This window comes from Pseudoalteromonas luteoviolacea (assembly GCF_000814765.1).
Classification (GTDB): Bacteria; Pseudomonadota; Gammaproteobacteria; order Enterobacterales; family Alteromonadaceae; genus Pseudoalteromonas; species Pseudoalteromonas luteoviolacea_H.
Genome location: NZ_JWIC01000007.1, coordinates 847,372 through 873,433, shown reverse-complemented (window position 1 = coordinate 873,433; position 26,062 = coordinate 847,372). Strand labels below are relative to the sequence as shown.

Here is a 26,062-nt window from a genome sequence, read left to right as displayed (position 1 = left end):
ACTGTAATTTTTCATGTTACAGACATGTGCAAAAATATTAACAATACTTAATTACCGTCTGAGAATATTATGTCCAATAATTATCCAATTGTACTTGGCTGGTTACGAAGAAAGTGGCCTTGGATTGTATCTATACTGATCGTGGTTGCTGCTACGGCACTGGTGTTCCGTACTACATCAGCTCTGAATGAGCTAAAATTTGCATTAACTCCGCCTCAGCTGCCTGAATATCAACATTTAGACACTCAGTTTATTAACCAGACTGGGTGGTCAGACACACAATACCATAACCAGCAATGGCCCTATCATGCTTCTCAAGGCACAGCAACTCTACCCATACCATATGAATGGTTAATAGCATTAGAGGCACCTAAAGACACGCCTTGGTTCATTTTATTTGGACAAGAAAAAGCCTTCCTCAGCGAGTATATTTATCGTTTAGGTTTTATCAACTTAAATCAAGATCAAGAAAAAGAAACAACCGAGGTACAATTACCTTTAGGCCTAGCAAAAACCACCAGTATTCCCATGCCTGGCCTTAACCGAAAAGCGACTGCGGTTGGGTTTACCTGCACAGCATGCCATACAGGGCAATTTACCTACCAGAATACTCGCTATGTCGTCGATGGGGGGCCTGCGATGACCGACTTGGGCTTATTAACCAAGTCTTTAGGCGCTGCCATTGGGCAAACGGTGCTCTCGAGTAAACTTGCGCCTTTTGATGGCCGCTTCGAGCGCTTTGCTCTAAAAGTATTGGGCAGTAATTATAACGTTGTCACCAAAGCTCAACTCAAAAACGCACTCACTACGACCGTCGCAAAGCTTGCCAAAGGCCAAGATACCATCAATGTCACTGAAGGATTTACACGACTCGATGCACTCAACCGGATAGGCAACAAAGTATTTGCTGACAATATGGACAGACCAGAAAACTATAACCCCATCGAAGCGCCTGTGAATTACCCGCACATATGGACCACCTCTTGGTTTGACTGGGTTCAATATGACGGCTCAATAATGCAGCCACTTATTCGCAATGCAGGCGAAGCACTTGGTGTTGCGGCTTATGTCGATATGCAAATTCCAACTAGTCCATTACAACAACCAGCAACCTTTGCAAGCTCTATCCCAATCAAATCACTGTATAACATTGAACAATGGTTAGCAGGTGAATACCCACTTCGAGACTATAAGCCTGGGGAACTTGGAAACATCAATGGTCTAAGCGCTCCTAAATGGCCTGACAGCTTACCTAAAATTGACGAAAAATTAGCAGCCACTGGTAAAAAACTGTATGTACAAAACTGTCAAAGTTGTCACCTACCGCCTATGGATAGCCCTCAATTTTGGCAGAAACATTGGGAAAAGATCAGTTATGAAGAACAGGGTGAAGTGAAACAGACTGATTGGAAATATATCAAGCTCCAACTGATCGACTTAGCATCCATAGGCACAGATCCAGCACAAGCACAAGTTCTCCCTAATCGTACTGTCAACACCAAAGAGCTGGGCCTTGATACAGATGTATGTGTGTACGTTGACAAAGAGCAGAAAACCAAAACAATGAAAGAAAACCTGCAATTTGTCACGGTACAAGACAACGCGACAAACAACTTTGCACTTGCACTGGGCGCGGTAGTAGAGGAAACAAACCAACAATGGTTTAGACAAAACTACACTTCCGATGTGTGGCAACAAAAGCTTGAAGGCGGTAGACCAAATTGTCTGAAGCACAGCTTCGCGTATAAAGCGCGTCCGTTAAATGGCATTTGGGCCACAGCACCATATTTACATAATGGATCTGTACCAAGCTTATACAGCCTGCTATCTGAGCCCCATGAGAGACCTACCTTTGTGGAGCTGGGTCGACTTGAATTTGACCCAATCAACGTTGGTGTATCACAGGGAAAGTATGTAAATGCACTTAACCGGCGTTCAAATTTACGACCTGCGAATCAAACCGATGATTACCAAAATGGATACTTTATTTTAGATACTCGCCAAGCTGGGAATCTCAATACTGGCCACGCGTTTACAAACGATCGTTCCGTACAAGGGAAAATAGGTAGAAAACTAAATCATGAGGAAAAAATGGCCTTGATAGAATATTTAAAAACCCTTTAAAGGCCTACAAGTGCATATTCTGTGGGATATGCACTCAATCTCATTTTTTCACACTCATAGCTCGCTTTCGCCAAGCAAACTGTTTGCGAAAGCGACTTGGCGTCATATTTTCATGTTTCTTATAAAACTGATTGAAATACGCACTACTGTTAAACCCACACTGCTGTGCGACCACACCGATAGGCAACGCCGTCGTCGCAAGTAAGTGCCTAGCTCGCTTCAACCGCAATTGCTCACAATATTGTGAATAGCTCATGCCCAAGTCGTCTTTAAACACTCTTTTCAATGTAGAGGTGCTTAAGTTGGCCTGTACTGCCAAATCTGAAAGGCGAGGAAAACAGGTTAAATCCTTGTTTAAAGCTTCTAAAATCGTTGCCACTCTCGCCCTGTGTCTGCTTGATACATTAATGGGCATCTCTTTTTCTATTTGCGCTGTCATCAAAAAAGACAAAACCTCGCTGAGCAAAGTCAGTTTTTTAAGCGCAGGAGCATCCGCCATTTCTAGCAGTAAATCCTTAACTTTTAATGCACTTTCTAGAGAAAATACACAGCCATATTCGAGTCCATTCAACCATGTTTGGAGCGCTTCAAACTCATTAATATTCACTGCAAACAAATCTTTCGGCCAGAGCACGACCACAACATCACCAACCAGTGCTTGTTGATCTTGATTATCCCATGTATGAGGCTCACCAGGCAGGATCAGAGCGAGATCAACCGCTTCAAAGACGTGAACATCATCTGCAATAAACCGCTTACCTGTAGCCCCTAGAGTGAGGATCAGTTCATAGCAATCATGCTGATGCCATTCGAATAATAACGGACTTTGTTTGATATGCTTCACACTCACAGACTCATTAACACTGAAACGGATCGGAGCTGGTTTTATTTTATTTATGACCTTAAACCTAAAAAAATTGAGCTTATAGATAAAATTTAAGTGTGCATTTTTGGCAAAGTAAACGCAACTTAAATAATGGATGTAAAGTAATGAATGTTGTATTCGACCTAGATGGTACGTTAATTTTTCAAGGCCAACCTATGCAAAAAGCAGTGACAGCAGCAATCCAAGCGATCGAACATCAAGGCGCAACGATTTACTTCGCTACAGCGCGACCTCTGAGGGATACGCTCCCAGTCCTTGCTGAACACTTTTGGGAACACGACATTATTGGGTGTAATGGAGCAATGATCAGTAAAAACAAAGAAGTGACTCATGCTTTGCACTTTAATAAGGCGCAAATTATTCAGGTGCTAGAATGGCTAGACAGGGAAAAAATAGCCTACCTTTATGATGGCGTTGAAGAGTATGCTATTTCAGACACTCCCCATCACTTTCATCAAGAAGTCAAAAAACTGGGCCGTAAGCCAGGTTGTAACCACGCTCTCAGGCAACAGCCAATTGTAAAACTGCTCGTGCTCGAAGAGCATCGGCATGAAGAAGTCAAAGCATATCTTAAAACCGTATTGGATGATTTCGATGTTTACCATCATAACGGCTATCATAGCTTTGATGTTGTACCTAAGAATAGTAATAAGCTCAACGCGCTATTACGAATGGGCTTAGACATGAGCGAGACAATCTGTATGGGGAACGACCAAAATGACATCGCGATGCTAGAAGCGGCTAAAGCGGCCTACGTTGTCGGTGATTTAATCACCCTAAAGCGAGCAAGTACACGAGTCAGCCAAGATACGTTGCTATCGCAGCTCAATGACATTGCCACATTAGTGAAGCAGTCTATTTAACTCGTAATGGCTAGAGAGTGGTATTAAGCACTCTCAACTAAAGACACAGTGGGTATGACTATACAGAGATGGCTCACTAATTGATTTATAAAGTGCTACTTATGACGTTTCTTATAGCCCACTTGCTTTATTAAAAATGAAAACTGTACCCAAAGACACAAGCAGACATTCAATAATGTTCAAAAAGTAAACTTATCTAGCAATACACACGTATCACCAAGAAACCTAGATAGGAGGTTGTATGAGCCACTATGTCATTAAAGGTCACGACTACGAAGCGTTTCGTGATACACAAGACGAGCTAGAGTCCTTGCATGTTGATAACGAAGATGTGAGTGCAATTTGCGACGACAAGCCCCACCCTTTACATGATTGCTTAACAAACCATGTAGTACACCTTATGAAATCGGAATTAATGGTACTGATCACTATCATGGTAGCAGCATATTGTGCTGTCTCATGGGTGCTGATCCCACCGGCAGCTGCGATAATAGGCACGATTATCTTAGGGATGTTCAGTCTTTGGGTGAGCGGTATGATTGGCACCGATTTAATCAGATATTACATGATGTGTAAGGATTCAACACATGGCGAACATCACCCACTGGTTTTGCATGTTGAAATTGATGACAGTCAGCAAGAGACCTTGAAAAAAGTGATGCAAAAGCATCCTCAAATGAACCTGGAAAAACTTCAGTAAAGTCTGTGGCCTACATTCGTAGGCCACCCCACTGACTAACCTTGTACGTTTGCCGATAGTTCGTCTTCAGTGAACACAATGTCTTTACAGATGGATGGTAAATCTGTAGGTTTTAATCCGCCGGGCAAGTGCTTCAACTTTTCCACACTAATGCCTGAGTTTATGGATAGTGTTGGCTGTGCGATGACGCTCGTTATCCAAGGTAAAAAGTATGACACTCTTGAATACACCTCTAAGCTCTCATATTTTTCAGAAGGTCCCCCCCCATAACGAGAGCTCAAGCCAACAACATAGTAACTATTTCCTTGTTTGAAATATGCAGGACCACCGCTGTCACCACCACCAGAGATCCCCTCCAAAGGTAATGCCTTGTTCCCTTTATCAAATTTAAATTTCAAAATGGGTCCTACGGCTTGTTCAACTCGGTTTTGGGCTTTTCTCAATACTCCTTTGTTTTCATAGTTATCAACAGTGATCCCAGTTATACCGTTGCCTGTTCCACCAATGCCGATAAACCAGATTAACTTCCCCGTTTCATCCTGTTCTTTATATAACTTTGCAGGTTGTATATGTTTAACGGGTTCAACGAGCTCAACCAACGCGATATCGTGGCTAACACCAGGGGTATGCTGAGGGTGCACATGTAAACGCTTAACAGTCGCACTCCCTTGGGTGGTTTTTACTTTGGTGCCTGGCTGCAAACAAAATGTGGTGTGCGCCGCGGTAATAATCCAATTAGGCTTAATGAACGAGCCATGTGCACCATCGATATAAAATGTTGCCAGTGCAGGAAAGTCTGCTGGCGCAGCTAGATAGTGTTTGTCTTCAACATCATGGCGAGTAATGATGGCATTTGCATTATAAGCAACAAGCATCAGCAAGAATAAAATATACTGCATACAGTCCCTTTATTATTTTTATAATATAGCTCAACGTATCCTTCGTCATGGTTAAAAAGAATACACATCCTGAGACGTTACCGTATCAAGTGAATAGCCTATATCGCAACCTGTTATGGTCAACTAATTCCGGACAATGATTTAAGTTGTTCTTCCATTACAGCTGGTGCTGTCATATCGTTGTGACTGTGTGGTCTTTTCCAGTTGTAGTAACTCATCAAATAAAAGCTTATATCTTGTTCTGATTCTTTAATTGATTTATAGCCCGTACTCGATATCCACTATGTTTTCAGACTTCTAAATAAACGTTCCATTGGAGAATTATCCCAACAGTTACCTCTGCGACTCATACTTTGTGCTATTTGATAGCGCCATAACCTCTGCCTATATTTGATTGAACTGTACTGACAGCCTTGGTCCCAGTGAATCATGACCCCTCTGGGTCGGCCTCTTTGTTCATAGGCCCTATCTAACGCTTTGACAGCCAACGCTGCATCTGGCTTATCTGACATTGCCCAGCCAACCACTCTTCTGGCATATAAATCAATCACTACAGCTAAATATACCCACTTCTGACCTGTCCAAATATAAGTAATATCTCCGCACCATGCTTGATTTGGTTTGTGAGCACCGAACTCACGATTTAGTCGGTTGGGTATGTCTGGACGCTCATTCACTGCTCTTTTATATGCGTGAGGCCCTGGCTGTTTCGATACAAGTAGCATATCACGCATGATCCGCCTGATTTTGAAAAGGCCAACATCAATATCATACTCGGCCAGCATTGCCGAGAGTGTTCGGCTTCCTGCGGAGCCACGGCTTAATTTAAAGCACTCTTGGAGCTTAGCTCGAAGGAACACCTCGTTAGTATCAATGACATTGCGACGGCACTTGTAGTCATAAAAACTTGAACGAGCGACATCGAAGACATTACAGACCAATTCAACCGGATCTTGCTCACTTAACTGGTCTATTAGCGAATACTGTTTGTTTCTTCTGACATTAAGAGAGCTGTAGCCTTTTTTAGTATCGATTTCTCTCGTTCTAAGCGATTGATACGGGCTTCAAGTTTAAACTCTTTACTAAATGTTCGACGTTTTCTGGCCATTTGACACCTCTAGTTAAGTGGTATTCATACCACCTAAAGTTGTGTCCGGGTTTATTGAACAACAACACATCCTCCTGTTTCACTGAAACACCACCTTTCGTTTCAATCTCCGGGCGCTCATTGCCTCTACTCCCTATAACAACTTATTTTACATCGAGACAGAACTAGCCTTAACATGCTCGAACTTATTATCTAATATATCTCTAATGTCGCTCGAACACTCAACGTACATTGAGCTACTATCATGCAGGCCAAACAACAGAGTTTTTCCATTAGATAGCTCGAATTCAACATCTAACCAATAAAGAAGTTCTTCATTACATTCCACAAGGTCTAAAATCTCTTGATAAGAAACTGTCACTTTGTCGTCTGGATGAAATAGTAAGTCATCCCATAATGATACCTTTTCGCCATATCCTTCAGCTCTATGAACTAAAATCTTTAGCACCTTGCAATCTATAAAACGAATAATGAGTCTCAATAAGTCCCCTAAAGGGAAACCTGTTTTGGAACTATCGTTGTCGAATATCCAATACCTAGTCATTTGTTAATGCCCCCGCCTCTTCTTTTAAATCCACCCATAGGTGTTTTTTAGGTATTAAGTCCCCATTATCTCACTCATGGCTCTAAACTATATTTTAATTTAGGGCCAAAAGCTTAGTATGGATGTGACCGGTCTTATACGCCTGTCAATATCACGCACTTAACTGATTGTCGTATTTACTAACGGTGCGGTTTGAAGCGCTTGATACGATGTCAGATAATTATTCGCATCGTAGCTAAATTGGAATAAACTTGTGCCTGTCCATTTTATTTTAGCTCAAAAAAGAACTGACTTAATTTAAAAAAACACTCAATTATATATACAAGTCTTCTTCTGTATAAATTGAGCAGTCACTTGATAAATAATCTTCTAGAAATCGATAATATAGCTTTTTACTTCTAATACAGTGACCTGATTTTTCACAGAGTTTAAGCTCTATCTCATTGTGCCTGAATAATATTTTTGGAAAGATATCCATCAATGTAAAAATACATATTTCTTCAACTTCGTCAAACCTCAATTCTATTACTTTTGCATCGTTTTCAGGTAAACAAATTGCTAACTTAAGTGTTGGCTTTGAATCAGCCGCCACTATGCCCGATGGCAAAATATAACTCGCAGAGTACAGGTGAGATTCCTTTATAAACGCATCTTCCCAGTTGATGCTTATTATTAAAGCGTCAACTTCCGAACTTGCACTAAGTTCTACATAATTAGAGTTATTCATGTATTTTTGTGTGTTCCTTAGAACTTTGCCCTTTTGGTCTTGGATAAATAGAGTAGGAGCAACAAATAAACTAACGTAATATATCGTAAACCACTACAATCGCTGTCGACCTCACCGATATAACAACGTAAACTCGCCATAGCGAAATAAAAATAGTATTGGAAAACTATAACAAAGTGGCCAAAAATAATTGACCACTACACAGGTTAGATTTCAGCATCACGTAACGTATTGATGCATTTTATGATATCTCAGCTTTTCCGACCCTCCATGGTCTGGGTGGGCGTCAAATGCTTCTTATACTTTTATTAAAAACTCGCAAATGTCCTTTCTCGCGCAAACCAAACGGTCTTGACTATCAAACCCAAAGGCATATTCCAAAGCGACTACATCATCGGCATTAAAAAGAGGGTTCCCAAACTCTACAAATGAAAATTCAATATCGCTTTCACACTGAGGTATCTCTTTATAACTATATGTATTTTCAGAAAATAAGTCCTTTTCCCCAATTAATACAGACTCACCCGCATTTACACGCACGATAAGATCCCTATTACATCTATTCCATACTTCATACTGAACAGAGAGCGAATAGCCAAACTTATCTTTCAAGTGACCAACAACGAGTGTGTTAAAGGCGGTCTCTGTTAGCTCGTCCCATTCATCACTATCTTTATACAAACCAATATCAGATAAACTATTGGATATAGAAATTAAAAGTTTTTGAAAATTTAAAATTATATTTGAAACATCAATCATAGCTTTTCTAAAATCTTAAGATCATCGGCCGAAGGCGCTCCAACCTTTTTGAAAGATTCCCTTATTGAACCATCTGGCAATACATTTGTTACTCTCTCTTTAACTCTTTGTGGAGTAATTTCCCTTATAATCTTTCCCTTATCATCTGTAATAAATACTCTGCTACCACCACCCTTTCTGCGTACATCAGATTGTAACTCCCCCATAAACTGAAACAATTCATAAGTAGAATTTCTATCAATATAAGAAGGAAGTTTTACGATGCGAAAAAGTAAGCTGTTAATCACCCAGAAAAAGCTTCAACTTCTTTCATTTTTTGCAAATTTCTTCAAAAAGAAGATTATAAAAAACCAATACAACAAACCACTTTTTAACCTAAAAAAACAGCTAGATTATTAGTCTTTCTAATAAAAATCCGCTTTATTAATGATTTTAGGGCAAAAAAAAGCCCCTAATGGGGCTTTAAATTAAGACTTATACCAGGCTAAAAAGCCTTCTGGTTCATTATCCCAGTTGAGAGCTGCATCTATCTTATCTAGTAAGGCCGACTTATTCATCTGATATACATTATCAATTTGGTCGCCGTTCAATTCGAAAATAACAACCCACTCACTCAGTAAAGGCAGTAACTTTTCAAGCATTTCCTTTAGCATAAGTGGTGATTCATCAAGGTATGGTTCATTGACGCTCTTTTCCCAAATTTCAAGCGCATTACTTTCTAATGACAAGTAGACCCAGTTCGAAACATTCATCTCTGAAGGTAAATAGTTCAGCATATGTTCTGGCATTGATTGCTTTTTGAACTTAACGTCTTCTTTCCATGCATATCGAGGAGGCTCTTGGCTGAAGCTTTCATCCCCCCAGAAAGCAAGCACCTCTTGAAAAGGGAAGTCACCTCCAAAACAAGTTTTAGGAATTAGTAAATCAAAACATACTTGCATTTTAAGCTTTCCCCTTATTGCTCCTTAAACGGTAAACCATTTCCACCTTCTCGAATCCATCCTTTACCATCGCTCCCGACTCTCGCACCAAGTACAGTATGCGCTATTCCTTCAGCCTCTTTTAATGGCAGTGGTATACCTTAGTCTTTCACTCGCTGCTTAGCTATTGGTGTATAAGGTATGTGATGGTCTGCTTTCTTTGTAATATAAAATTATTCAACAGGAAACTGAAAGATCCCTTTTAGATCAATGCTATTGACAGTACAATTTTTTTGTAAATACTCTATGGAATCAACGTTTTCAATGTTAACTTTTAGATGTTCAGAAATGTTAGTCAGAGTTTCTAAATTATCTTCAGACAATAGGTCCGAAGAATATAAATCTACCACGATATCATCGATAAAAATCGAAACACTACTTACCTTACCTTGAACTACGTACAGATACCCTTGTAATTTGTGCCCATCCAACATCAACTCACAAGAAACATTTAGAAATTCTCTTTTCGAGTAGTCAATATCTTTCGAAGTAGAATAATAAACCCGCTCATCAGTCGAATTTAACCGTTCAAAAAGGTTAGTTTGGATCCATTCATCTGACACACCAACATCATCTAATTCTGATGGTTCGTCATATTCACACCAAACTGGAGTTAATTCGAAATGTCTTCGGGACAATATCCCAAAACGAAAAAAAAACGTACCACATTTTAAAGTATCATTAGTCATAGATGCCCTATTTTTTCTTATTTTGTAGACGTTGCTTTATTTTACGCACCTGCTCTTTTAAAGCAGAAACTGTATTCACATCAACTCCAGCTTCCTAAAATGCTCTAAGTCTTCGATTATTTACCGAGTACGTCATACCTTTAATTTTTACAACTTCGATATGTGAAATCTTGTCAGCCAAACTAGGATCTGCTTTCATTTTTTCCGCAAGATCTCCAACGGTACCATTTCGAGGATCAATAAATGTTTTACTCAGATTGGCTGGGTGACTCAATTCAATGTCGTTTGAGCTTCTCGTTGTAACCTTACTCTTCTTCCACATTTTATAGGCTGTAGCCGCGGCAGAGCCGTTGATTAAGTTTGCCAAGAAGTGCTCTGTTGAGTCATCGTTCGGTCATGAAACGGAACTGACGGCCTCCTTTTACCATGTAATCCGGCACATGACCTTTAGATCAATAGATAAAGAGAACACTTAAGTTACCGTCAATGTCTTATTCGGTAATGGGGTTAAGTTGACCAGCAAACAAATAAATGACGGTTTTCTGCCCACCAACCCACTTTGCACAAATAACGAACAAATATTGGTTTTATTAATGGGCTTGTGGGAATTGAAAAAGCCCCGAAGGGCTTTGGTTGAACTTTACTTTGACAGCTCTATAGCTTCGTTTAGAACATTAATAGCAGCATCAAGTTGATTTTCAAGATTTAGAGTATAAATAGCTAACTCTAAATCGTTATCGAGCTTTTTGCTGATGCTTTCTCTATTATCAAGCTCTTCACTCGATAACAATAGAGTTGAAAGTTTTCTTTGTATATCTACTAAAGGTAGATTATTTTTAACCGTATTTTCTTTCAACTCAACTAATTTACTTGTTAATTATTTCAATTTTAATCCTCTTACTTTGTAATAATTGTCCGGAATTAGTTGACCACAACATACAGCGCCTTGCGGTGTCTAAGTAAAAAAACAACGGCCGTTTACACAGAATAATTTACAGTCTCCTAAGGTGGCTTAACTTAGTGGCATTCGGCTCTGCCCCCTTATACCAGCTATACCAGTTTGTTCACAACAGAACTTACAAACCCTCATAGCCCTCTATATCAACCTGAAAATTATTTTTCAAATTGGCTTTCAAATCCTCAATATAGCCACTCATTGAGGATTTGATTTCAGATAAAGGGATGCTGTCCATTGGTGATTTTTGCCAAACAGAAGAGAAAGAACAAATATCATTTGATTTAACACTAAAAGCTAATATTGGCTCTTCTTCAAAATCCATCGACGCATAATAAAAATCTGTATTAGTATTTTCACTTAACCATTTCTTGCAAAAAATAGCCAGCTCAACCAACAAAATACCATCAGCCTCAAACAAAACATCACCACTATTAGAGACAACTGATAGATAGCCTTCAATATCAGTTGCCACACGGTAAGGCTCGTTACCTTTCGGTAATTCTTCTACTTGATAACTAAATTTCATCGTGAATGCACCGGAAATGAATTAATGACTTTACCATCTTGCCCCACTATCGTTCTAAGGCTGGTTTGACCTTTAACACCTACCTGACGACCCATATCAGTTACAACTCTAAAAGTGCCAGGAATATTGGGGTTTGGTAAGAACTGAGCATTTGGCGACCTTAGCGCCTCTTGAACTAGCCCCCGAACTTCACCAACATCAGAAGTATTAAAACGAGCTTTAGACTGTGAACCTCCACCAAGTAGATGCTTATTCTTAGGAACGAAATCACCAATATTGTCAGCAGCTTTGAATGCCGCATTAGAAGATTTACCTAAAAGGCTTCCCCCCTTTGCAACCTTACTCTTCTTCCACACTTTATAGGTTGTAGCCGCAGCAGCTCCGCCAAATACTAAGCCACCAGCACCAGCAACTGCAACCGCTTTGTAATCAATACACTCAAACGATTTGCCTTCTATGACCCAACTGCCACAGCATTTCTTTGCCGGCGGCTCTAAACCCGCTGATTAAGTTTGCCAAAAAGTGCCCTGTTGGGTCAATAAAGTTGACCGGATCGCTTGATACATAAGCATATAAGTTGGTATCGCCACCACCAAAACCGATTGGATCTTTAGCAGTCCATCGCGCGGTATGAGCGTCGTAGTCTCTAGCACCAAAACGCACAAGTTGTGTGTCCGCATCGTAAAGGCCGCCCGTAAAGCCAAATGGCTGGAACCCTGGATTTGTATCTTGAGTGACTTGGCCAAAGGTGTCGTAACTAAGTTGCTGTGCGATTTCGCCGCTGGCGGCATCAACAATGAGTCTTGGAGAGCCAAGTTGATCGGTTATGAAACGGTACTGACGGCCTCCTTTGACCATGTAATCCGGCACATGACCTTTAGAACCATAGATAAAGAGAGCACTTAACTTACCGTCGCTGTCTAATTCGGCAACGGGATTGAGCTGGCCAGCGTACAAATAACTGACGGCTTTCTGCCCATCAACCCACTTTGCAACTCGGCGATTTTGTGGATCAACATGGTACGCAATCTGTTTACTGATCGCGCCGTCATTGTATACCTCAACACCAAGCAGGTTGCCAAAAATATCATAGCTAAAACGCTGCTCTTGCTGCGCGCACACTTTGCTCGCTAAGTGCCCATTTGTGGTATAGCTAAACGTACAATTACCGTATGTCAGTAAACGATCTTGCGCGTCATAGGTCGCAGCGACTCGCACCGTTGATGTACCTTGTGTAATTTCTTCAACAAGGCGATTGCCATTACTGTCATACTGATACTTCGCAACCTTTTCACCATCATCTACCTCTGACAAGCGACCAAGATCGTCGTACACATAGTCTTGCAACTCGATGTTACCAGTCAGGTATTCCGTTTTTCTAACGATACGACCATTGTCATCATGGGCATACTCAGAGCGATAGAGAGCTTGTTGATTGAACTCAAAATCATCTCCTGTTAACTCACCATATTGGTTATAGCTAATCTCATGAGTGATATTCTCAATAGAGGTACCTGTGATGATCCCCATACGATCAGCCGCACGCACCAATGACAGGTTTCCAATCCGAGTAACTAAACCATCCAGATCATAGTCATAATCAGCACAGTGACTTTGATTGACACAAAACTGATAATATAAGGCACCGTCGTCATGACAAGTTGTTGTAAATTTTAATACTCTGGTAAGTCTTAATTTATCGACAGTGCTATTAGAGCAAGTTAAATAATCACAGCCGGGTCCATTCCTACCATCGCCCATAACAAAATCAGCAATGACAATGATGAACCCTCAGAAGTCAAGTGTATTGAGGTCAATTTGGAAGGTTTAAGTCAGCGAGCTTTTCGGCTTTATGTTCTTCTTCGGTACAATCTAATTTCCAGTAGCTACTGACATACATCTGCTCCTTTTCGAGCCCTTTTTCCTTTTTAAACCAACGGCGAAGCACCTTCATGGTGTCAAACTCACATGCACACCATACAAAGACATCACCTTGCTGCCAGTCAATGTCTTTAACAGTGTCGAGCAAAGGGCTATTTTTACCCGGTGTGGTATTCACTCGCCAGATAACCTCAATGCCACTGGGCTTATTTAAATCTTGAATATCTTCTGAGCTGGTCACTTCAATTACTGCACGCCCATGAGCACACGCAGGCAAGCTTTCTAAATAACAACTGATGGCTGGCAGTGCGGTCATATCTCCTACTAATAAAAACCAATCAGCACGGTGATCAACCCCTATTGTTTTACCCGGCCCGCCAACAATGATTTCATCACCAAGTTGAGCGGTTTTAGCCCAGTCAGAGGCGGGGGCTATTGCGCCTTCTTTTTCATGCAGTGCAAAGTCAATCGTCAATTGCTGAGCCTGCTTATCAAATGCGCGTACTGTATAGGTTCGCATCATAATATTATTGTTTGCCAACTGCGCGAAAGCTTCATCTTCGCGCAATACTCTGCCCTGTTTAGTAAAAAGTAACTTTACATATCCAGCTTCAAACCCTTCTGGAAAACTGGCTAAATCCTTACCAGTTAAAACAATACGTTTCATATTTGGTGTTAAAAATTCGCTTTTTAATACCTGTGCTTTTCGATAATTACCAACAGCCATAGCTAAACTCTTTTGTTCTTTGTTATTAATACGATTGGCAGTTTGAAATATTTAATCAAAGCACGCATAAAGTCACTCAAAGCACCAGACATCACAGGCAATAACCTATGGATTATATGGTAGAGAAAAGAGGAGGATAAAAAGCCATTAAGCCTAAAAAGCATACTTAGCAAAGTGACTGGCTCAAAAGTATGCTTTGGAAAAACCTCATCTAGCTAGGCTATTTAATAACCGTTTAAAAAGGCGATTTTATACAGCACTAAAAGCATCAATTAACGCTTCATTTCTGTATCTATTGTCGTAGTGCACATCCGTCGCATTGGCGGCTTATTACCACCAGCAACCATATCGGCTTGCTTAGGATTTAAGTGCAGATGTTCACTTAGCTGTTTGAGGTTTTTTTTCTTCAAGTTCATTTTGCATATCTCCTTTATTTCATAAAAACCATCTTCAAACTAAACGTTCTCGAAAAGATCATCAAGTGCGCAGCTTATCATTCTGATTTTTTATTCCCTGAAAAACAGTTAGATATAAATCTTTATGAAAGCCTAGATTGACAAAGAAGATTATAAGCATAGAATAACCACATTCGAACATCATTCGAATAAAAATCAAAACGGCTAATTCTAGAGGTACTTGTATGGCTCCTGCGCCAAAATATGACCAACAAACTCAGCAAAAGATGATCCTGTCAGCCGCAGAGCAATGTATCAATGAATCATCAATTACTGACTTCACCATGGCAAAAATTGCGCGTATTGCCGGGCTTTCTATGGGGTCTGTCTATAAATTCGTACAAAGTAAAGAAGACATCGTATTGGCCCTTGCCAATGAGTCTTTCATTCACCTCTCAAATATATTTAACCAAGTACTGGCCCTCAAACTCACTGCCCCTGAAAAAATCATCGCCATTAGCTTAATATCACCTCAAAAGCTTCAGTTATTCGAGTTTGATTACGCACTTCAAACGTACGCCACCAATGAAGCTGTCATCAAAAAAGGTTCTAATTACTGGACCGGTAAAATTATTGAAGCCCAGTCTCGCTGTGAGTCTTCTTTTAAAGTGGCACTCGCCGAAGGTATTAATGCAGGAGAGCTTGAAGCTGTGCCAAACTTGTCTGAAGTCATAGAAGAGATCATCATCAGTGGCTGGGCGCTGACCGTCGGCTACGAGCAAGTACAGCGTGTACAACAAACAAAACAAATAATAGAAGGAACTGATTCTTTGCTGGCCTCACTACCACTTAATCACCCAATAATCAGAAGCTCTGTGCGTCTACTTAATAGCTACCCGTGGAAGCAGCCACTTACTGACGCTTCGCTTAATCACATTGAACAACAGTTGATAGCGCTCAATCTGCGTTAATCACAAATAGGAGTAATTATGAACATTAAACGTTGGCTCACCGCTATTTTTATTGTCCTTGTTGTGATTGCCAGTCTTGGCTTCATTAAATTTAGCCAAATACAAGCGATGATTGCGTTCGGTGAATCCTTTCCTGAACCATCTGCCTCAGTGAAAAGCACCTATGCGCAAGCGGTTGAGCATACCACTCATATTAAAGTCGTTGGTCAACTACAAGCGCGTCAAAACATGACAATCAGCAATGAGTACCCGGGACAGATCACCTTTGTTGGATTTAACCCCGGAGACACTGTTAATGCAGGGGATGTATTAATTAAACTTGACACCAGTATCGATGAAGCCAATCTAAAAGCGGCAAAAGCACGCGTTAAACTGGCTAAATCAACCTATGCTCGTGTGGTCAAATTACTTGAACAAAAACGAATTAGCCCTGACGAGGTTGATCAAGCAGAAGCGAATGTCAGCATTGGCGAAGCCGAAGTACAAAACCTAGAAGCTTTAATCGCTAAAAAAACCATCACTGCACCTTTTGCAGGTCACACTGGGTTTGATCAATACCAAGTGGGCCAGTTTCTCGACGTAAATAGTCAAATTACCACTATGGTAGGCAAAGATGACGCTATTTGGGTCGATTTCCATGTGCCACAAACCTTGTCTCAGCCAAGTATTGGCAGTGAAGTCAGCATCTCATTTTCAAATAATAACCAAAATGTTCAAAGCGACTATCAAGCACAGATCATCGCAAAGAAGCCGAGCATTGATTTGAACTCACGCCAGCAAAGCTATCGTGCTTTGTTACCTAATACAGACAAGTTGTTTAATCACAACCAAATGGCCATGGTGAAAATCCCTTCTACAACAGTAAACGCCGTGATGGTCCCCACCAATGCCATTACACGTAGCCACTTTGGTGAGTTTGTATACAAGTTAGAAAAAGACGATGAGCAAAACTGGCGTGCAACCCCCATTAAAGTGACGTTAGGTGACAAAGTTCAAGACAATCAAATTGTATTGTCAGGGCTCACTGGCGGTGAATTTATTGCCAGCGAAGGGGCATTTAAACTCAGAGAAAACTTATTGGTTTTTACTGAGCAAACGGCGTCAACGCAAAGTGAAAACGGAGTGCAGTAATGAGCTCATTACACGAAAACAAACCGTCAATAATGGATATTTTTGTCAACCGCCCGGTGTTGGCAATTGTATTATCCTTATTAATTATTTTAGCGGGTGTGAATGCCGCGCGGCAGATCTCCGTTCAGCAGTATCCAAAAATTGAAAGTGCCTCGCTCGTCATCAATACCGTCTATACAGGTGCAGCAGCCGATGTTGTCAAAGGCTATGTTACCGAGCCCATAGAACGTGTGGCTTCGACTGTGCCCGGCGTAGACTACGTTGACTCTGTCACCACATCAGGGCTCAGCAAAGTAACCGCTTGGCTTGATTTGAATCACAGCACAACCGATGCCCTTGCAGAGCTAACAACACGCCTTAATCAAATTAAATTTGAGCTGCCAACTGGCGCGGAAGACCCAGCCATTCAAATCGTCCGAGCGGATAGCCCCTACGCGGTATTTTATCTAGACGTTGAATCGCAAGGCTTGCCGAGAAATGAAGTCAGTGATTACCTGGTCAGAAATGTCGTGCCGTCTATGTCTGATATTCCAGGCGTGCAAAAAGTCACCCTAGAAGGCGGTAGAAACCCAGCGATGCGCGTTTGGTTAGACACCGATAAACTGGCCATTTATAACCTCAGCGCCAGCGATGTGTTTGCTGCACTGCAAGCTAACAATACCATTGCAACTATTGGTTACACCGAAAATAATCGTCAGCGCATCGACTTAATGGCCAACACCAGTTTAAAAAACGTTGCTGACTTTGAGCAGTTGGTTGTCAAAGAAACAGACACTGCACAGTTAAAACTGGGCGACATTGCCGATATTGAAATTGGCGAAGCCCCCGGCATGGTGACGGCACGTTTAGACTATCACGATACGGTATTCTTAGCGGTTTGGGCGCTACCTGGCGCCAATGAGATAAATATCGGTGATGCGCTCTACGCAAAGCTGGACGAAATCAATCAGATTTTACCTGATGGCATGAAAATCTCGATTGGTTACGACGGCACACTCTACATGCGGGATTCAATCAAAGAGATTTTTACCACCCTTGCGGAGACAGTACTTCTGGTCGGTATCGTTGTCGTCGCCATGATGGGCTCATTCAGAACCGCCATGGTGCCGCTTATCACCATTCCAATTTCTATTTTAGGTGCGATTGCAGTGATCTCAGTCATGGGATTCTCGTTAAATCTACTCACCATTTTGGCCATCGTGCTTTCGGTTGGTTTGGTCGTCGATGATGCCATTGTGGTCGTTGAAAATGTTGCTCGCCACATGCGAGAAGGCAAGCCCAGATTGCAAGCGGCACTGATCAGCTCAAGACAACTACTTGTGCCCGTCATTGCGATGACCTTAACACTTGCAGCCGTTTATGCACCGATTGGCTTTTTAACGGGCTTAACGGGTTTCTTATTCCGTGAATTTGCCTTTACTTTGGCCATTGCAGTTTTAATTTCAGGGTTAGTCGCCGTAACACTTTCGCCCATCATGAGTGCCTATGTTAGCCCAGAAGGCGGCAAAGAAGGCAAGTTGACTCAAGCAGTGAATGGCTACTTTGATAGACTCCAAGCATTCTATTTCAAGAGCTTAGACACCTTGTTCCAGTGGCGTACACAAATATTTTTTGTCGCCATTGTGTTCTCACTCCTGTCTGTGCCGTTTTACTTGTTATCGCAAAAAGAGCTAGCGCCGATTGAAGATCAGAGCAGTGTACAAGTGGTGATAGAAGCGCCGCCTGAGTCTTCACAGGTCTACACCGCTGAGAAAATGAATGAGACAGCACGTGTGATGAACGCGACCGAAGGCGGTCAATTTACTTGGCAAATTGTCACAGCAGCTGCGGGTTTTGGTGGCGTAGAACTTGCCCCATATGAAGAGCGCGAAAACTCAGTGCATGACTTATTGTTTGATTTATACGGTCGTCTTGGAAGCGTCACAGGTTTAAGCTTATTCCCTATCCTACCGGCCTCTTTACCAACCGCAGGCCAGTTTGATGTCGAAGTGGTACTGAGATCCAGTGATGATGCGCAGACGATGAAGCAATACGCAGACCAAATCATTGCCAAGGCCAACGCCAGCGGCCAATTTATGTTTGTGAATACCGACCTTAAAATTGACTTACCACAGGCAGAACTAGAAATAGACCGCTTACTGGTCGCCGATCTGGGTCTGGATCTCGCGGATGTAAATAACCAGCTGAGTGTGTTGATGTCCAACAACTTTGTGAACTACTTCAACAAAGATGGTAAAGCTTACCGCGTGATCCCAATTGTGGGTGATGATGAGCGTTACAATCCTGAAAATATTCTGGATATGCAAGTAAGAAATGATCAAGGCACGCTCATTCCAGTCTCTGCGTTTGCCACTTTGCGCACCTTCACCAGTCCTCGAGTTTTGGGCTCATTTAACCAACAAGACTCATTTAGGATCTTAGCGGGCGTGCTCCCACACATCACCAAGGAGCAGGGCTTAAGCAGTATTGAAGACATTGCCAAAGAAATCTTGCCTGCACATTACTCAATTGATTATGCGGGCGAATCGAGGCAGCTTCGTAAAGAGGGTAATACCATGGTTGGGGTACTCTTGGTCGCCATGATTGTGGTGTATTTCTTATTGGCGATTCAATTTAATAGCTTTAGAGATCCCCTTGTGGTGCTACTTGGGTGCGCACCTTTGGCATTATCTGGCGCACTGATGTTGCCGTTTTTATCGCTTACCACGGTGAATATTTACAGCCAAATCGGCCTGATTACCTTAATTGGCCTTATCGCTAAAAATGGGATTTTAATTGTGGAATTTGCCAACCATTTACAGCTTGAAGGTAAAAACAAATTTGAAGCTGTCAAAGGCGCTGCGGCAACCCGCCTTCGTCCAATCTTGATGACAACAGGCGCAACCGTGCTGGGTCACTTCCCGCTAGTCCTTGTAACAGGTGCGGGTGCAGAAGCAAGAAACAGCATTGGTATTATTCTGGTTGCAGGTATGCTGATCGGGACGTTCTTCACGCTGATTGTATTGCCACTGCTTTATGAAAAGCTGGCTACCGACCACCGAGGAGAAGTTGAGTCTGAAAAAGCACTGAACGAAACACAATTTGCCACTGAAATTTAAAACCAACAGGTGCTCAGCTCATCGCTGAGCACCTAAACCTACCCACGCAGCCTAGCAGCTCTCCCAAACTTCCTCGGTAACAATAAATAACAATTAACGTACCTATTTTGGTCCATACTTCGTCGCGTAATATTAATATGAAAGGATTTACTATGCGCTATTTACGCTCAGCGGGATTATTTGTTTTGGTGACAACCTTATTTGGCTGCGGCTCAGACTCAAGTGGGCCGACAATTCCTCAACCACCAAGCGAGTCCCAAACCGAAAAAATCGTTACAGGTGTAGAACTGCATTTATTTAATCGCGAACTAAACTCCACACTTTCAAAAGAAGACATTAAACGCGACGAGTCTTATCAAGAAAATACGCCGATTAAATACAATCATTTAATTTTTGGATTAGACACAGTCACAGAAATAGTGACTCTCAAGGCATCTTTATTTAATTTAATGCCGCCCTCACTGATCAGTAAAGCCTATGCGCTGTCACCAGTACCAGAGACAACCAAAGAAAATATACAGTCCATCGTGATCACTTCTCCTTATGATTTTAATGAATCGGTCCCAGCAGGCAGCAACTTAAACCAATTCTTTTCCGTGTCTTTTGCCAGCATTCCAAATCAATACTATGTCTACAAAGACGATAAACGCATCTATACCGCATTAAATGAGTACATTGAAACAGCCGATGACGAGCCTTTAAAATCTCTTGGCTTTAGTACAGATTTAATTTTGAATACAGCACCAGATGCAGACTATCCGATGAGCTTTTACATTGAAATGACACTCGACGATGGCCGAGTATTTTCGCTTGAAAGTCCTGATATTCAGTTTTTAAAAAGCAGTGAAGAATAAACCCACTGTCAGCTTTGGGCGCAATCGAAAGGTGCTTTAGGTAAGTGTCATTATTCAGATACACTCATTCAGACGTACTCATTATTTAAACAATGAAAAAAGGGGCCTAAGCCCCTTTGACTACAGTGACAAAAAAATTAGAAATAGCCTCTAAAACCAAACGCAAAACTTCTGCCCGGCATAGGTGCTTTATCCTTTAAGAAAGAGGTGTGCACGCGTGCTTCTGTATCCGTTAGGTTGTGTCCTTTTAGATACATTACCCAGTCTTGTCCTAGTGCAGCAAAATCATAATTAATGCTGGCATCAACTAGGGTATAACCCGGTGTTACCGTCTCATGAGCTGCGATGTGAGACTGCTTTTGATAGCGCACAACATCAAGATTTACGGTGAATTCATCAAGGTTGTAGGTCAATTTAGTACCAAAGCGTACCGGTGAAACCATTGGCAAATTACCGCCTTGATCTAAGCGTGCTCGGACTAAATCTGCAAATAAAGTTGCGTGCAATGCATCTGTTGCTTGCCATGCAAACTCAGCCTCAAAACCGTGTGTGATCACATCATCTGTTTTAAAGACATAGACAGGTAAACCATGATCTTCATGTTCACCATGCTCCTCATGTTCACCATGGTCGTGCTCATCACCATGTGCTCCATGATCATGGTGGTGATCATGACCATCATCGGCCATCAAACCCGTGTTAACTTGATAATAGTAATTATCGATTTGGTTGTAGAACGCGTTCAGTACAAAACCGAAATCCCCTTCCAGCTTTCGCCAAGTTAAGTCGATATTGTGCGCGCGCTCTAAATCAATATCCTCTGGGTTTAATTCAAATGACAAACTATCTGCTTTTTGTCTAAACAAAGCACCCACTTCATAAGTACCAGTGCCGATGTGTGGACCAAATGAGAACAACTCTGATGCAGCAGGTGCACGCTCTGATCGCGATACTGAAATACCGACGTTATAGCCCGGTTGGTAATCCCACACCGCACCTGCTGATAGGCTCACAGGGGTAAATTCATGATCGACCGCAAAGACACGATCGGCGACTAAATTACCGTGATCATTTTCGTGCCCGTGGTCATGGTCGTGGTCGTGGTCGTGGTCGTGGTCGTGGTCGTGGTCGTGGTCGTGGTCGTGGTCGTGGTCGTGGTCGTGGTCGTGGTCGTCATCACCTTGCAAGTCACCGCTTGATAACACAACATTTGGCGCATCAATAGTGACGCGCTCAACACGTGCGCCCAACTGTACTAATACATCAGAAAAATGACGCTCTTCCATTAAGGCAATGGCAAAGGTTTCGCTTACCGATGGCGGTGTGAATGCCTCGGCACCTTGCGCTGAAAAGTCACTACGCTTGTAGTGCACACTGACGCCACCGCGCCAGCCAGAGATGGGTTGATGCATCACATCTAATCGCGCTTCATGGCTTTCGTTGGCAAAAATAGTCCCCACTTCTCCATGCTCTATTTCTGCGTGCTCATAATCTGTGTAAGCCGCTCTAAAGTTTGCTTCGTTTAGCCATGCGTGATCAAAGCTATATTTACCGATAAGCTGCCATCTGTCTTGATCTAAATCTGCATAAACCGTTGGTGCTTCATCGTCATGGCTGTGCCCTGGAATGCCATATTCACGGGTCATTTTACCGTAAGAAACACCCACATAACCTTGCTCAAATAGATAAGATGTACCTACAGTGCCGCCTGATGACTCTTCAGCACTGTTCTCAACGGTATAATCACCAGATTGATTTTTTTCTGAGCCGACTTCAGCAGGCACAGGGATCTCATAGTCCTCTGAATCTCTGACATAGCCATCCACATGAAATGCAAACTGCTCGACACCCGTGTTTAAGTTAAAACTGGCTAACTTTTGCTCATCGCCCGTCGCATGCTCAACTAATACTTCACCAAATGTGTCACTGCGCGTGGGTACGCGCTCATCCACCACATTGACTACACCACCAATTGCACCACTGCCATAAAATAGCGTTGCCGGTCCGCGAAGAACTTCGACTTGCTGAGCTGTTGAGGTTTCTGATGCTACAGAGTGATCAGGGCCAACACGAGAGGCATCGCTGACATCGAGACTGTTTTGCGTGATTAATACACGTGGGCCACTTAAGCCTCGAATAACCGGAGTACTGGCCACCTTGGCATGAAAACTGGTGTGTACGCCTACTTGTTTTGAAAGCGTGTCGCCAAGTGTTGCAGCTTGTTGCTCACGAAGCTTGTCGCCAGACAACACGCTCACTGGCATAGAAGACTCCATCATCGACGCATGAAATGGAGACGCTTTGACATCGAGTACTTCAATCGCTGACGCATTTAAAGTCACTAAAACATTACTTGTGCCTGTGCTTGACGCCGCTACCACCTTGTTTTGATGTGCAAAACCAGATGCCGTGATATGTAGTTCAACATCACCACTTGAGTTTGTCTGCAAAACAAACTTACCGTTACTGTCTGACTGGGCTGTTCGCTGTGAACCCATGACCGATACGGTCGCATTGGCAACTGCATTACCATCTTGATCTTGAACCTGACCTTGGATGTTTTGCGCATAAGCGTGGACTGATAACGGCGCGATTAAGCCTAGCATCAGTGGTGAAAGTTTAAACATAATCATCTCATCTTAATAATTGTTATAATATAACATCGCACAACTTAGTGATTTGCAAGTTTTTTTATCCTGTTTTTTGTAGACATCATCGAAGATTCATATTCACTTTACCCACAGTAGTAACGCGTACTTGCGCAGCCAGAATCGATATAAACCAATAAAATCATGACCTTAATAATTTGTTGCAATAATTGAGAGAAATATAATTGCATTTATTTTGTTACAATATAACATATCATGCAATTCAATGATTCAGGTACATTGCGCAAAGAACGCACAGAACATCATGCTTAAAGCGGCTCCCAACCAACTTTTCGCATGAATGTTTTTTTAAAAAAAGCCTCAACCATTGCATTAAATATTCAGTACACACTTATCTCGGAAGTACACTATGATAAAGAAAACAATCGCATTGGCCGTCAGCTCGGTGATCTTACTCGGCGCATGCAATAGCCAAAACGCAACTCAGCCAATGACAAACACACAAGCAACTGCGCAAAAGACAGCACAAAACCCGCTGATGAGCCCAAGCACATTGCAGTATCAAGCACCGGATTTTACGGTCATTAAAGATGAGCACATCGCCCCTGCATTTGAACTTGGCTTTGAACAGCAGCTTCAAGAAGTTGATGACATCATTGCGCAAAATACAGTGACATTTGAAAATACCATTGTTGCCCTTGAAAAAAGCGGTGCACAGCTAAGCCGTGCAAGTGCGTACTTTTCAAACGTCAGTGGCACTGACTCAAACCCAACCCGTCGAGCATTAGCGCAGAAATTTTCACCACTCATGGCCCAGCATTTCGACAATATTTACCTAAACGATAAGCTATTTGCGCGGGTGCAAGAGATCCATGATAAACGCACCACTTTAAACCTAGACGCCGAGTCAGTAAGACTGATTGAGGTGTACTACAAGCGCTTTGTAAGAGCGGGCGCTAAGCTAAGCGAATCACAAAAAACGCAGATCAGAGCACTCAACAAAGAGCACTCACAACTGACGACGCAATTTAGCCAAAACCTACTGCAAGAAACACAAAATATTGCAGTTGTTGTAGAAGACAAAGCGCAGCTTAAAGGCTTAACCGATGCGCAAATTGACGTCATGGCAACCGCTGCTGAAAAAGCGGGCCACAAGGGTAAATACCTTATTAGCATTACTAATACCACACGCCAGCCAATCCTTGCACAGCTAGAAAACCGCGATTTAAGAGAGCGCGTATGGCTTGCTTCTGCCAACCGTGCACAAACGGGTAAAACCAATAACACTGAGATAGTCAGTCGCCTTGCGCAGATTCGTGCAACACGGGCTCAAATCCTCGGCTTTGATAGCTGGGCCGATTATGGTTTGTCTGATCAAATGGCGCAGAATCCACAAGCTGTATTTGACATGTTCTCTGGCATGACTGAGCAGTTAATGAAAAACGCGACGCAAGAGACTCAAGCAATTCAAGACAAAATAGCGCAAAACGGTGAAAGCTTTAAAGTGCAACCTTGGGATTGGGCATTTTATGCTGAGCAAGTACGCCAAGATAAGTTTGCGTTAAATGAAAGCAGTGTTAGACCGTATTTTGAGTTTAACCGTGTATTGAAAGACGGCGTATTCTTCACCATGAAAGAGCTATATGGTATCGAGTTTAAATTGCGCCCTGATTTACCTGTCTATCACCCAGAGGTTAAAGCGTATGAAGTCTTTGACCACGATGGCAAGAGCCTAGCAATTTTCTATGCAGACTACTTCGCCCGTCAGGGTAAAAGTGGCGGTGCTTGGATGAATTCATTTGTTGAACAGTCGCACTTACTTGAGCAAAAACCTGTGGTCGTGAATGTGATGAATATCGCCAAAGCACCTGAAGGACAGCCTACCTTGCTAAGTTATGGCGAAGTCACAACCATCTTCCATGAGCTTGGGCATGGCATTCACGGTATGCTTTCAGATGTGAACTACCCTTCTTTGTCAGGCACGTCGGTTTCAAGAGACTTTGTTGAGTTTCCATCTACCTTTGAAGAAGATTGGGCCATTCACCCAAAAGTCATTGCTAATTACGCTAAGCACTACAAAACCAATGAAGCAATTCCACCAGCACTGCTTGATAAGTTAGTGCGCTCACGTAGCTTTAACCAAGGCTTTGATACCCTAGAGTATGTTGCAGCGGCACTGGTAGATATGGAATGGCATTCACTCAAACCGGAGGAAAAAGTAACCGACTTAGAAGCGTTTGAGCAAAAGGTATTGAAGAAGCACGGCTTGTATGTACCACATATTCAACCACGCTATAAATCTGCCTATTTCTCACACTCAATGGGCGGCGGTTACTCGGCAGGTTACTACGCCTACATGTGGAGTGAAATCCTAGCGGCAGATGCATTCGCTTACGTGCAATCACAAGGTGGCTTAAACAGAAAAATCGGCGACCACTACCGCAAAAATATTCTAGAAGTGGGTAACTCACGCCCATTAATGGAGTCTTACAAAGCATTTAGAGGTCAAGCACCGACGACCGATGCACTGTTAAAGCGTCGCGGTTTGAGTAGCAATTAAGCTCATTGCACGCTCAACATATCGGTATACAAGTGGCCTCTAATGAGGCCACTTTTTTGTGGGTAGCAGGTTT

Annotated in this window: 23 protein-coding genes and 1 pseudogene; 8 read left to right on the top strand and 16 right to left on the bottom strand. The window is 42.2% G+C overall.

The window, feature by feature from the left end:
* Window positions 1-69: 69 nt before the first annotated feature.
* The gene (locus JF50_RS18080) at window positions 70-2,124 is read left to right on the top strand and encodes a c-type cytochrome (RefSeq protein WP_039610761.1); all 2,055 of its coding nucleotides are present in this window, start codon (window positions 70-72) and stop codon (window positions 2,122-2,124) included.
* Window positions 2,125-2,164: 40 nt separating this feature from the next.
* Here JF50_RS18080 and JF50_RS18075 read toward each other — a convergent pair whose 3' ends face one another.
* Window positions 2,165-2,968, bottom strand: coding sequence for a helix-turn-helix domain-containing protein (locus JF50_RS18075; protein ID WP_039610760.1), 804 nt, complete (start codon window positions 2,966-2,968; stop codon window positions 2,165-2,167).
* 146 nt (window positions 2,969-3,114) lie between these two features.
* On the opposite strand from JF50_RS18075, the gene JF50_RS18070 reads away from it, so the two are divergent.
* Both JF50_RS18070 and JF50_RS18065 read left to right on the top strand, forming a co-directional pair.
* A complete protein-coding gene (locus JF50_RS18070; protein ID WP_039610759.1) occupies window positions 3,115-3,873 on the top strand; it encodes an HAD family hydrolase in 759 nt (252 codons plus the stop codon).
* A 241-nt stretch (window positions 3,874-4,114) separates the two neighbouring features.
* Entirely contained in the window at window positions 4,115-4,573 is a 459-nt protein-coding gene (locus tag JF50_RS18065; RefSeq protein ID WP_039610758.1) for a hypothetical protein, read from the top strand.
* A gap of 35 nt (window positions 4,574-4,608) precedes the next feature.
* Here JF50_RS18065 and JF50_RS18060 read toward each other — a convergent pair whose 3' ends face one another.
* From JF50_RS18060 to JF50_RS27230, 14 genes and pseudogenes are all read right to left on the bottom strand, one after another.
* Window positions 4,609-5,472 (bottom strand): trypsin-like serine protease, encoded by an 864-nt coding sequence (locus JF50_RS18060; protein ID WP_052262429.1) that lies wholly within the window; start codon window positions 5,470-5,472, stop codon window positions 4,609-4,611.
* A 119-nt stretch (window positions 5,473-5,591) separates the two neighbouring features.
* Window positions 5,592-6,544 (bottom strand): annotated as a pseudogene (locus JF50_RS18055) (IS3 family transposase); the annotation flags it as partial.
* An 893-nt stretch (window positions 6,545-7,437) separates the two neighbouring features.
* Window positions 7,438-7,851, bottom strand: a complete 414-nt coding sequence (locus tag JF50_RS18045; protein ID WP_039610756.1) for a hypothetical protein — start codon at window positions 7,849-7,851, stop codon at window positions 7,438-7,440.
* Between the two features lie 297 nt (window positions 7,852-8,148).
* Entirely contained in the window at window positions 8,149-8,610 is a 462-nt protein-coding gene (locus JF50_RS18040; protein WP_039610755.1) for a hypothetical protein, read from the bottom strand.
* A complete protein-coding gene (locus JF50_RS27235; RefSeq protein ID WP_160290496.1) occupies window positions 8,607-8,897 on the bottom strand; it encodes a hypothetical protein in 291 nt (96 codons plus the stop codon). The genes JF50_RS18040 and JF50_RS27235 overlap by 4 nt, the downstream gene beginning before the upstream one ends.
* A gap of 180 nt (window positions 8,898-9,077) precedes the next feature.
* A complete protein-coding gene (locus JF50_RS18030; RefSeq protein WP_039610753.1) occupies window positions 9,078-9,551 on the bottom strand; it encodes a hypothetical protein in 474 nt (157 codons plus the stop codon).
* A 212-nt stretch (window positions 9,552-9,763) separates the two neighbouring features.
* Complete coding sequence (locus JF50_RS18025; protein ID WP_039610752.1) at window positions 9,764-10,279, bottom strand: hypothetical protein; 516 nt, start codon at window positions 10,277-10,279, stop codon at window positions 9,764-9,766.
* A gap of 94 nt (window positions 10,280-10,373) precedes the next feature.
* A complete protein-coding gene (locus JF50_RS18020) occupies window positions 10,374-10,646 on the bottom strand; it encodes a hypothetical protein (RefSeq protein ID WP_039610751.1) in 273 nt (90 codons plus the stop codon).
* Window positions 10,647-10,919: 273 nt separating this feature from the next.
* On the bottom strand, window positions 10,920-11,135 hold the full coding sequence (locus tag JF50_RS18015; RefSeq protein WP_039610750.1) for a hypothetical protein: 216 nt from the start codon (window positions 11,133-11,135) through the stop codon (window positions 10,920-10,922).
* A 220-nt stretch (window positions 11,136-11,355) separates the two neighbouring features.
* Complete coding sequence (locus JF50_RS18010) at window positions 11,356-11,763, bottom strand: hypothetical protein (RefSeq protein ID WP_039610749.1); 408 nt, start codon at window positions 11,761-11,763, stop codon at window positions 11,356-11,358.
* Window positions 11,760-12,119, bottom strand: coding sequence for a hypothetical protein (locus JF50_RS18005; RefSeq protein WP_052262427.1), 360 nt, complete (start codon window positions 12,117-12,119; stop codon window positions 11,760-11,762). The genes JF50_RS18010 and JF50_RS18005 overlap by 4 nt, the downstream gene beginning before the upstream one ends.
* An 82-nt stretch (window positions 12,120-12,201) precedes the next feature.
* The gene (locus JF50_RS18000) at window positions 12,202-13,524 is read right to left on the bottom strand and encodes an RHS repeat domain-containing protein (RefSeq protein WP_052262425.1); all 1,323 of its coding nucleotides are present in this window, start codon (window positions 13,522-13,524) and stop codon (window positions 12,202-12,204) included.
* Window positions 13,525-13,576: 52 nt separating this feature from the next.
* Complete coding sequence (locus JF50_RS17995) at window positions 13,577-14,371, bottom strand: siderophore-interacting protein (protein ID WP_039610748.1); 795 nt, start codon at window positions 14,369-14,371, stop codon at window positions 13,577-13,579.
* 272 nt (window positions 14,372-14,643) lie between these two features.
* Entirely contained in the window at window positions 14,644-14,787 is a 144-nt protein-coding gene (locus tag JF50_RS27230) for a hypothetical protein (RefSeq protein WP_160290495.1), read from the bottom strand.
* Window positions 14,788-15,011: 224 nt separating this feature from the next.
* Here JF50_RS27230 and JF50_RS17990 point away from each other — a divergent pair, with 224 nt between their 5' ends.
* The 4 genes from JF50_RS17990 (at window position 15,012) to JF50_RS17975 (ending at window position 20,820) form a co-directional block, all read left to right on the top strand.
* Window positions 15,012-15,737 carry a TetR/AcrR family transcriptional regulator gene (locus tag JF50_RS17990; RefSeq protein ID WP_039610747.1) on the top strand — a complete coding sequence of 242 codons (726 nt, stop codon included), beginning with the start codon at window positions 15,012-15,014 and terminating at the stop codon, window positions 15,735-15,737.
* Window positions 15,738-15,755: 18 nt separating this feature from the next.
* Entirely contained in the window at window positions 15,756-16,868 is a 1,113-nt protein-coding gene (locus tag JF50_RS17985) for an efflux RND transporter periplasmic adaptor subunit (RefSeq protein WP_039610746.1), read from the top strand.
* Window positions 16,868-19,966 carry an efflux RND transporter permease subunit gene (locus JF50_RS17980; protein WP_039610745.1) on the top strand — a complete coding sequence of 1,033 codons (3,099 nt, stop codon included), beginning with the start codon at window positions 16,868-16,870 and terminating at the stop codon, window positions 19,964-19,966. The genes JF50_RS17985 and JF50_RS17980 overlap by 1 nt, the downstream gene beginning before the upstream one ends.
* A 152-nt stretch (window positions 19,967-20,118) precedes the next feature.
* Window positions 20,119-20,820: a hypothetical protein gene (locus JF50_RS17975; protein ID WP_039610744.1), complete on the top strand. Its 702-nt coding sequence runs from the start codon at window positions 20,119-20,121 to the stop codon at window positions 20,818-20,820.
* 137 nt (window positions 20,821-20,957) lie between these two features.
* Here JF50_RS17975 and JF50_RS17970 read toward each other — a convergent pair whose 3' ends face one another.
* Window positions 20,958-23,447 carry a TonB-dependent receptor gene (locus tag JF50_RS17970; RefSeq protein WP_039610743.1) on the bottom strand — a complete coding sequence of 830 codons (2,490 nt, stop codon included), beginning with the start codon at window positions 23,445-23,447 and terminating at the stop codon, window positions 20,958-20,960.
* A gap of 391 nt (window positions 23,448-23,838) precedes the next feature.
* Here JF50_RS17970 and JF50_RS17965 point away from each other — a divergent pair, with 391 nt between their 5' ends.
* Complete coding sequence (locus JF50_RS17965) at window positions 23,839-25,989, top strand: M3 family metallopeptidase (RefSeq protein WP_039610742.1); 2,151 nt, start codon at window positions 23,839-23,841, stop codon at window positions 25,987-25,989.
* Window positions 25,990-26,062 lie beyond the last annotated feature (73 nt).

Excerpts from the sequence above, each read along its gene's own strand:
- JF50_RS18080 (WP_039610761.1), top strand. The coding sequence starts at position 70 with ATGTCCAATAATTATCCAATTGTACTTGGCTGGTTACGAAGAAAGTGG.
- JF50_RS18070 (WP_039610759.1), top strand. The coding sequence starts at position 3,115 with ATGAATGTTGTATTCGACCTAGATGGTACGTTAATTTTTCAAGGCCAA.
- JF50_RS18065 (WP_039610758.1), top strand. The coding sequence starts at position 4,115 with ATGAGCCACTATGTCATTAAAGGTCACGACTACGAAGCGTTTCGTGAT.
- JF50_RS18060 (WP_052262429.1), bottom strand. The coding sequence starts at position 5,472 with ATGCAGTATATTTTATTCTTGCTGATGCTTGTTGCTTATAATGCAAAT.
- JF50_RS18045 (WP_039610756.1), bottom strand. The coding sequence starts at position 7,851 with ATGAATAACTCTAATTATGTAGAACTTAGTGCAAGTTCGGAAGTTGAC.
- JF50_RS18040 (WP_039610755.1), bottom strand. The coding sequence starts at position 8,610 with ATGATTGATGTTTCAAATATAATTTTAAATTTTCAAAAACTTTTAATT.
- JF50_RS18030 (WP_039610753.1), bottom strand. The coding sequence starts at position 9,551 with ATGCAAGTATGTTTTGATTTACTAATTCCTAAAACTTGTTTTGGAGGT.
- JF50_RS18025 (WP_039610752.1), bottom strand. The coding sequence starts at position 10,279 with ATGACTAATGATACTTTAAAATGTGGTACGTTTTTTTTTCGTTTTGGG.
- JF50_RS18010 (WP_039610749.1), bottom strand. The coding sequence starts at position 11,763 with ATGAAATTTAGTTATCAAGTAGAAGAATTACCGAAAGGTAACGAGCCT.
- JF50_RS18000 (WP_052262425.1), bottom strand. The coding sequence starts at position 13,524 with ATGGGCGATGGTAGGAATGGACCCGGCTGTGATTATTTAACTTGCTCT.
- JF50_RS17995 (WP_039610748.1), bottom strand. The coding sequence starts at position 14,371 with ATGGCTGTTGGTAATTATCGAAAAGCACAGGTATTAAAAAGCGAATTT.
- JF50_RS27230 (WP_160290495.1), bottom strand. The coding sequence starts at position 14,787 with ATGAACTTGAAGAAAAAAAACCTCAAACAGCTAAGTGAACATCTGCAC.
- JF50_RS17990 (WP_039610747.1), top strand. The coding sequence starts at position 15,012 with ATGGCTCCTGCGCCAAAATATGACCAACAAACTCAGCAAAAGATGATC.
- JF50_RS17985 (WP_039610746.1), top strand. The coding sequence starts at position 15,756 with ATGAACATTAAACGTTGGCTCACCGCTATTTTTATTGTCCTTGTTGTG.
- JF50_RS17980 (WP_039610745.1), top strand. The coding sequence starts at position 16,868 with ATGAGCTCATTACACGAAAACAAACCGTCAATAATGGATATTTTTGTC.
- JF50_RS17975 (WP_039610744.1), top strand. The coding sequence starts at position 20,119 with ATGCGCTATTTACGCTCAGCGGGATTATTTGTTTTGGTGACAACCTTA.
- JF50_RS17970 (WP_039610743.1), bottom strand. The coding sequence starts at position 23,447 with ATGTTTAAACTTTCACCACTGATGCTAGGCTTAATCGCGCCGTTATCA.
- JF50_RS17965 (WP_039610742.1), top strand. The coding sequence starts at position 23,839 with ATGATAAAGAAAACAATCGCATTGGCCGTCAGCTCGGTGATCTTACTC.